Origin of the sequence: Undibacterium sp. JH2W (assembly GCF_049340425.1) — a bacterium.
GTDB lineage: Bacteria > Pseudomonadota > Gammaproteobacteria > Burkholderiales > Burkholderiaceae_D > Undibacterium.
In genome coordinates this window covers 11,297-19,432 of record NZ_JBMPOT010000030.1, presented here as the reverse complement: position 1 = coordinate 19,432, position 8,136 = coordinate 11,297, and the positions used below count along the sequence as shown (strand labels likewise).

At 50.5% G+C, this 8,136-nt stretch carries 5 protein-coding genes; 1 reads left to right on the top strand and 4 read right to left on the bottom strand.

Annotated features, from left to right (window positions below):
• The first annotated feature begins 98 nt into the window (after window positions 1-98).
• On the top strand, window positions 99-722 hold the full coding sequence (locus ACO0LC_RS27655; RefSeq protein ID WP_423009232.1) for a hypothetical protein: 624 nt from the start codon (window positions 99-101) through the stop codon (window positions 720-722).
• A gap of 515 nt (window positions 723-1,237) precedes the next feature.
• Here the strand turns inward: ACO0LC_RS27655 and ACO0LC_RS27650 are convergent.
• From ACO0LC_RS27650 to ACO0LC_RS27635, 4 genes are all read right to left on the bottom strand, one after another.
• A complete protein-coding gene (locus ACO0LC_RS27650; protein WP_423009230.1) occupies window positions 1,238-1,729 on the bottom strand; it encodes a phage protease in 492 nt (163 codons plus the stop codon).
• Between the two features lie 300 nt (window positions 1,730-2,029).
• A complete protein-coding gene (locus ACO0LC_RS27645) occupies window positions 2,030-5,152 on the bottom strand; it encodes an efflux RND transporter permease subunit (protein WP_423009229.1) in 3,123 nt (1,040 codons plus the stop codon).
• Entirely contained in the window at window positions 5,149-6,729 is a 1,581-nt protein-coding gene (locus tag ACO0LC_RS27640; RefSeq protein WP_423009227.1) for an efflux RND transporter periplasmic adaptor subunit, read from the bottom strand. The genes ACO0LC_RS27645 and ACO0LC_RS27640 overlap by 4 nt, the downstream gene beginning before the upstream one ends.
• Window positions 6,726-8,072, bottom strand: a complete 1,347-nt coding sequence (locus tag ACO0LC_RS27635) for a TolC family protein (protein WP_423009225.1) — start codon at window positions 8,070-8,072, stop codon at window positions 6,726-6,728. Before ACO0LC_RS27635 ends, ACO0LC_RS27640 begins: the two co-directional genes overlap by 4 nt.
• Window positions 8,073-8,136: the final 64 nt, after the last annotated feature.

The window sequence follows — 8,136 nt, the reverse complement described above, 5'->3', positions numbered from 1 at the left end:
GCACTTAAATCTGTATGGGGGCTCGCTTTTTGGCTAGAATGGCGCGGTGTTTGCGTCTTTGCAGCACGATTGGACAGACTATTACCGGGACTTTATTGATGAATACCACTACTACCGCCAGCTTTGATGAGACCTTGCAGGAGGCTTTGCGTGTCAGTCAGGCTAATGATGGCCCGGCAGCAATCAGGCTGTTTCAGCAGGCATTGGCGATCAATCCACAGTCAGCGACGACGTTTTGTTTGCTGGCGGCAGAGTACATTGCCATGGGACAGGTAGCGGAGAGTGAGGCTGCTTATGCAAATGCGCTGGTGCTGGCACCTGACTTCCACTTGGCACGGTTTCAGATGGGCTTGTTGCAGTTTACCTCGGCCAGGGTGGCAGTTGCTCTGTTGGCTTGGCAGCCATTATTAGCTTTGCCGGATAATAATGCTTTGAAATTGTTTGCCATGGGCTTTGCGCATATGGCGCGGGATGATTTTAATGTGGCGTTGGGGTATTTTGAGCGGGGTGTTACTTGCAATGTTGACATCCCACCTTTGAATACGGATATTGAGCGGGTGATTGCGGAGATCAAGGCTTTGCAGGCAAAAACTGACTCGGTGGCGTCGAGTTCTGCTGAGACATCTCCAGCTATTACGCTAGCAGAAGAAGAAAGTAAAGAAGACGATGCCAATGTGCATTTCTTGCTGAACAATTATCAGCAACAAGGGCCTTTGCATTAAATATGCCCACGAGGAAGTCGATTTCAACTGAGATCCACACTGCTATTTTGGTAGTTTATTTCAGTGTGTCCTACGTCAAACACACAATCCTGCTCATGCTGATGTGTAAGAAGCAGATGATATCGCCTACTTTGTTTGCTGAACACTTTAATCGGCAATCCCAGGCTGCTTAGAACATGAGTGTCCGCTATTGACAGTACACCTCACTATTTTTTGCTAGTAAATAGGAACTTCCCAAATGGCATCGTCAGGTTGAAAAGTATCAACTTGTTGTCTTTGGATGGAAAGTATCGAGATGTTGTCTTTTTGTCGAAAAGTATCAACTTGTTGTCACGCTTCGGTGACATCAAGTTGATACAGAATTCGGGCGCTTAGAGGGAAGCCATCGTTGAAACGCACCACAACTTGTTGTCGGCGTTCTGCGATGACAGGCCGAATGACAGGCCGACATTGTTTTGATCTTTCCGATATAGGTTAGATACAAAACTAGAACCGCAACTCATACTGCATCATGATCAGCAGTTCATTTCAGGGAATACGCGTTTAAACACTTCTAAGTATCTGCCTTGCATATCGTTCTTGCCCTTTGGTATCTGATCTTCGGTTTTAGACGCGGCATCAATTGTACTACTCAACAGCGCGGCATACTCAGGCACGCTTTTGCCTGTCATTCGTGCCATGTTCCGAATGTCTTTGTCTGTTAAGGATGCAACCTTAACCATGCCTTCTTGTGTTAGCGCTACGCTGCTCAGGTCGGTTAATTCGGGTAATGCAGGCGTATTGGTTAACGCGACACTGACGAGTGATTGCACTTCAAAAGTCTCCTTTGAATAGGTAAAAACAGGTGAAATGAACCGATACTCATTTGCCACGATCATCGCTTTAGCTGCCGCTGTCCATTGTGCGGCTTGGACATATAAACCGTCTGGCTTCCAGACAAGGGTGTTAAGCCACCCTGCCGCTGGCGATTGCTGACCAGAAAGGCTTTGATGTTCATAGTCAATCATGCTTGTTTTACGTCCGAAATTGGTACAGGTTGTCTATTGCTCAGCAATCCATTCTGTCTAATAATGCTCAACTCAAGGGTGATTTCGGCGCGCTGCCAATCGACATACCGCGCGACCGTCAAAGCACGTTCGAACCGCAAATCATCGCCAAGCATCAAACCCACTGACTGGAAAGGAGCACTCAATCGCTTTACCGTCCAGTTCGATGACCGGATGTCGCTGAAATAAATGAAAAACCGTTTACACAAAATCCCGGACACCCCCTAGTACAAAGGCAAGGTTGCTTCCCTTTTCATCAGTTCACAATTTCCTGCGACGCAAAAGCAAATACACTGCTGGCACAACAAACATCGACAGCAATGGTGCTGTGACCATGCCACCCACCATAGGTGCTGCGATGCGCTTCATGACTTCCGAACTGGTACCCGTACCAAGCATGATGGGAACCAGACCTGCAATGATGACAGCGACCGTCATTGCTTTCGGCCTCACCCGCAGTACTGCACCTTCCCGAATAGCTTCCAGCAAATCTTTTTCATCGGCACTTCCATTGGCGACACGCGCTTCCCAGGCATGCTTCAGATACAAAAGCATGATCACACCAAATTCAGCGGAAACACCCGCCAGTGCGATAAAGCCGACGCCACTGGCAACCGACAGATTATGGCCAAGCGCCCATAGCAACCATATACCACCAGCCAATGCAAACGGCAAGGTCGCCATGATCAGTGCTGCTTCGTCGACACGCTTGAAGGTCATGTATAACAGTACAAAGATGATTAGCAAGGTCGCCGGTACGACGATTTTCAGTTTGGCAGTGGCACGCTCCAGATATTCAAATTGTCCGGACCAGGCAATCGAATAACCTGCAGTCAGCTTGACTTCCCTGGTAACGACCTCCTGCATTTCACGTACTGTCGAGTTCAAGTCACGATCACGGATGTCAACGTATACCCACCCGGACAGGCGGGCATTTTCGCTCTTCAACATAGGTGGCCCGTCATTAATGCGAATTTCTGCTACATCACCCAGCCGGATTTGTGCGCCACGTTCAGTCAGCACTGGTAACTGCCGCAGCTTTTCGACTGAGTCACGTACTTCTCTCGGATATCGAACGTTGATCGGAAATCGCTGTAAGCCCTCAATGGTTTCGCCGATATTATCCCCGCCAATCGCTGCGGTCACGATGCTTTGTACATCTGCGATATTGAGACCGTAGCGCGCCGCTGCATCCCGGTTGATATCGACATCGATATAACGTCCGCCATTGAGTCTTTCCGCCAGGGCTGAAGACACTCCAGGAAGGTTTTTGATAACACGTTCAATATCGCTGGTAATCCGGTCTATTTCTTTCAGGCTGGTGCCTGCCACTTTAACGCCCACCGGACTCTTAATACCGGTCGCAAGCATGTCGATGCGATTCCGGATAGGTGGCACCCAGATATTGGATAGCCCAGGGGCTTTAACTATACGATCCAGTTCTTCTACCAGCTTATCGGTCGTCATGCCAGGCCGCCATTGATCTCGTGGCTTGAATTGTATCGTGGTCTCGAACATTTCCAGGGGAGCCGGATCAGTCGCACTTTCAGCACGCCCTGCTTTGCCAAATACACTTTTTACCTCTGGTACTGTTTTAATCAATCGATCGGTCTGCTGTAGTAACTCTGAAACCTTGCCAGCGCCTATGCCTGGTAGCGCAGACGGCATATAAAGCAAATCACCTTCATCCAGTGGCGGCATGAACTCACCACCAAGCCGTGCCATTGGCCACACTGTTACTACAGCAACCAAACCTGCGACCAGTAAAGTGCTTTTCGGGAAGCGTAATACTACGTCCAATAAAGGCCGGTATATGGCAATCAAGACGCGATTCAAGGGGTTCTGTTGTTCATCAGGTATCTTGCCACGGATCAGGTAACCCATTAGTACTGGTATCAAGGTCACAGCAAGGCCTGCTGCCGCCGCCATGGCATACGTCTTGGTAAATGCCAGCGGAGAAAATAAGCGCCCTTCCTGCGCCTCCAGGGTAAAGACCGGTATAAAGGACAAGACAATGATGAGCAATGAAAAAAACAGGGCTGGTCCTACCTCAGTTGCCGCATCACCGATCACCCGCCAATGGGCTTCGCCGTGAAGTTTCTCACCGGAATGCGCGTGGTTCCACGCTTCGATATGCTTGTGGGCATTCTCTATCATGACCACTGCTGCATCAACCATGGCACCGACTGCAATGGCAATCCCGCCCAGCGACATGATATTGGCATTCACGCCCTGGTAATACATGACGATGAAGGCCATCAGTATACCAATTGGCAAAGTGACGATGGCGACCAACGCTGAGCGCAGATGAAACAAGAAAATGGCGCAGACAATGGCGACAACAATGAATTCCTCTATTAACTTCTCTTGCAGGTTCTTGACGGCGCGATTGATTAGATTGGACCGGTCATAGGTAGTGACGATTTCCACACCCGCAGGAAGGCTAGCCTTGAGCTTTGCCAGCTTGACTTTGACTGCATCGATGGTTTCCAGTGCGTTTTTGCCGGACCGCATGACAATCACACCACCAGCAACCTCGCCTTCACCGTTCAAGTCGGCGATGCCGCGCCGCATTTCAGGTCCGATCTGTATGCGGGCCACGTCTCCCAGTCGCACTGATACACCGGCATCTGTAGTCATCAAAGGTATTTTACGGAAGTCATCCAATGATTTCAGGTACCCGGATGCACGCACTATATACTCGGCTTCCCCCAGTTCCAGTACTGAACCACCGGTTTCCTGATTGGCCTTCTGCACAGCTGCTATGATTTTTCCATGCGGGATGTTGTAGGCGCGCATCTTATCTGGGTCGAGCTGTATCTGGTACTGGCGTACCATGCCGCCTATGCTGGCCACCTCGGACACATTTGGCACTGATTTCAGTTCGTACTTCAAGAACCAGTCCTGGAATGCCCGTAATTGCGATAAATCCATCTTGCCGCTGCGGTCCACCAAGGCATATTCATACACCCAACCTACACCCGTGGCATCAGGGCCGAGTGAAGCTTTTGCCTGGGGCGGCAAGCGAGACTGCACTTGGTTCAGGTATTCCAATACGCGGGAACGTGCCCAGTACATATCGGTACCATCTTCAAACAATACATAGACGAAAGAATCCCCAAAGAATGAATAGCCGCGTACCGTCTTGGCACCCGGTACGGAGAGCATGGTCGTCGTCAAAGGATAGGTAATCTGGTTTTCAACAATTTGTGGTGCCTGGCCGGGGTAACTTGTACGGATGATGACTTGTACATCCGACAGGTCAGGAATCGCATCGAGCGGTGTACGCGACAAAGACCAGATACCCCAGGCCGTCATCATCAGCGTAGCCAGCAACACTAGAAAGCGGTTGGCGATTGACCAGCGTATTAGTTTGGCCATCATTTTTTTGCTCCTGCAGATGAGGAAGGCATCTTCACCGTATCGTTCATCTTTTTAGCTGGTGGGCCGGATTTGGGTGTTTCTGCCGTTGGTGAGATCGAAGTGATCTGGTACAAACCGTCCTTGGTTTGGCGTATGTCAAAAATCACGCTATCGCCAACGGCGACGTTTGCAGGCAAACCATTCGATGGTAGCTTGAAGCCCATCGTCATCGCTTTCCATTCCAGAGACGGTATAGGATCATGAGATAGCGTGATTTCGTTCTTGTCTATGTTTTCGACTTTGCCACTACCGTGGTGTGTCGCTGCGGTAGCTTTGTCGGCATTGACCGTTGGCGCATCCCCCATGCGCGTCGCTGTACCTTTCAGGCTCGCTTCGGAATCGATCAGGAATTGACCGGATACCACGACTTTTTGTCCAGCTTCCAGGCCTTTAAGGATTTCAGTTTGTCCATTTGCCTCTGTACCGGTTTCGACATCAACGGGTATGAATTTACCATCGCCTTGTGCGACCATCACCACGGCGCGAGTGCCCGTCTGGATGACAGCCTCGGTAGGTACTTGCAAAATATCGTTGCGGGCCTCAGAACTGAAGCTCAAATTGGCAAACATGCCTGGCACCAGTTGACCAGTCGGATTTGCCAGTTCGATACGTGCTTTCAGAGTACGGGTAGCGACGTCAATCTGGGGAAGAATGGCACTGACCCTGCCTTTGAAGATAACGCCTGGCAAGGATGGAGTGCGTGCTTCGACGGCATTTCCTACGTGTACCTTGGCAGATAGATTTTCAGGAATGTCGGCATTGACCCAGATCGTGCCCAGACCATTGATACGGAATAAGGGCGCACCGGTCGTGACGGTCATACCTTCACGTACAGACAATTCCGAGACTACGCCGCTGACCGGGGCCGTGACAGTGATACGTGTGTGCACCTTGCCGCTAGCCTCTACTGCGCGTATTTGATCATCGCTCATCCCAACCAGGCGCATGCGTTGCTTGGCCCCATCCATTAATCCGGCAATACCGCTAGCCTGCATGCGCTTCGCCGTCAGGTATTCTTCCTGTGCAGCAACCCAATCCGGCACGTATAGCTCAGCCAGTACCTGGCCTTTCTTGACTGTATCTAAAGGTGCGCGAACGTAGAGTTTTTCGACAAAGGCATTGCTACGTGCCTGTACCAGAGCGACATCACGCTCGTTATAAGCAACACTGCCAAGCGCCACCACAGCCGATGCCAGGCTGCTGCGTGTCACTTCTGCAGTGCGTATACCAAGATTTTGTTGTACACGGGGACTGATGCTGACCGAACCTTCATCGCCACCATCAGCATAAACAGGTACTAATTGCATGTCCATGAAAGGCGATTTGCCAGGCTTATCAAATTTTTGACCGGGAACCATGGGATCATGCCAATACAGTACCTTTTTAATACCCGTAGCAGAACTCGTTGTTGAGGCACTTGAGTGTGACCCGTCAGCCTCTTGCATTCCTTGCTTGAGGCCAAGGCGATACAGACCATAACCACTACCAGTCAGTACGCCAGCACTAACCAGGGCAATGAGGATTTTCTTATTGTTCATGGCATATCCTTTTTCATGGATTGGGTTGGATACGTCGCTTGGACATCGACAGGAAACAGGAAATTAAGTTGCGCCCATAAACGGGCAGTGTCGGCTTGTAGTTGCAAGGCCTGTAGTCGTACGTCGGTTTCGTTGCGGCGAGCCGCCAGCACATCACCCAGACTGGACTTGCCGCCGCGATAGGCACCCAATATGGCTTGAGTATGCTCTTTTGCCAGCGGTATCAATTCGTGCTCATAACGAGTACAGCGTTCGAGGTCAGTTTGCCACTCTTCTATCATCGCTTTCGTTTCCGCAACATGTGCACGCAATGTTTCATCACGTTCTGCCTTAGCCTGTTCGACCATTGCCAATTTGGAAGACAGTTCACGATCTTGGCGATTCTTTTGATCCCACTGGAAAGGCAGTGATATGCCGACCGAAACCATATTGGAATAAGCTGGGCCACGTTGCTGGAACGCGACTTCAACACTCCAGTCGGTTTTTTTATTGGCTTCGGCCAATCTGGCATCTGTCTCAGCAATCTCCGTTTGCCTGGTCAGCACTGCAATCTGGGGATGGTGAGCAAGTGACTTGTCCAGTGCCGATAAATCCAGGCGAATCTTCTCGATACTGGGCTCACCTGCCAACGCAAGTTCTGGGTCACCTCCAGTCCAACGGCTTAACATCGTCTTGGCCGTACGCACTTTGCGTAAGATTTCACTTTGACGGTCATCGACCATGCTGAGTGCACTTCGGGCTGCGAAGATATCTGCCTGGTTGCCACGACCAGCGCGGTAACTACTCTCGGCCGCTTCAATTTCAAGTTTGGCCTGAATGGATTGTTCTGTGACTACAGCAGCCATACGTTCTGCGTAGTATCGATCGAGCCAAGCGACAGCGGTGTCGCGTTGGATAGCGGCAATCGCGCTGCTTTTCTCTGCCAGGGACTTGTCGGCAAGCCGGTCGTAGCGCTCTGCGCGTAATTGGCGTTTGTCGTTTCTGGTCAATTCTTGCATGACGCCAATGCGACGCATGGTCATGAAATCGCTAGTCAAACTGCCACGGTCAGGGCCGCTGATTGGCAAATTATCGATTCCAGCCTTCAAGATAGGATCAGGCAACTGACCGGCAGCGACTGCCATTTCTCGGGAAGCAGTGACAGCCATATCTTGCGCGATCAATTGACGGGAACGGATAACTGCAAGTTGTTGGGCATTGCCCAAAGTCAGTAAAGACTCTGTAGCGAGAACATTGAGCGGAGTAAGCCCAAAAGCAATCGCTACAGGAATCAGCACTAGGAACTGAGAATGCAGTTTTGTTTTTTGGTGCGCAAACATAGGCGCACGGAATGAGAATGACATGAAACCTCCAGATAGCAAAAAATGGCACTTCCGTCGATAAGACGTAGCAGTGACAGACTAGGCA

Coding starts and splice junctions, on each gene's coding strand:
- ACO0LC_RS27655 (WP_423009232.1), top strand. CDS start 99: ATGAATACCACTACTACCGCCAGCTTTGATGAGACCTTGCAGGAGGCT.
- ACO0LC_RS27650 (WP_423009230.1), bottom strand. CDS start 1,729: ATGATTGACTATGAACATCAAAGCCTTTCTGGTCAGCAATCGCCAGCG.
- ACO0LC_RS27645 (WP_423009229.1), bottom strand. CDS start 5,152: ATGATGGCCAAACTAATACGCTGGTCAATCGCCAACCGCTTTCTAGTG.
- ACO0LC_RS27640 (WP_423009227.1), bottom strand. CDS start 6,729: ATGAACAATAAGAAAATCCTCATTGCCCTGGTTAGTGCTGGCGTACTG.
- ACO0LC_RS27635 (WP_423009225.1), bottom strand. CDS start 8,072: ATGTCATTCTCATTCCGTGCGCCTATGTTTGCGCACCAAAAAACAAAA.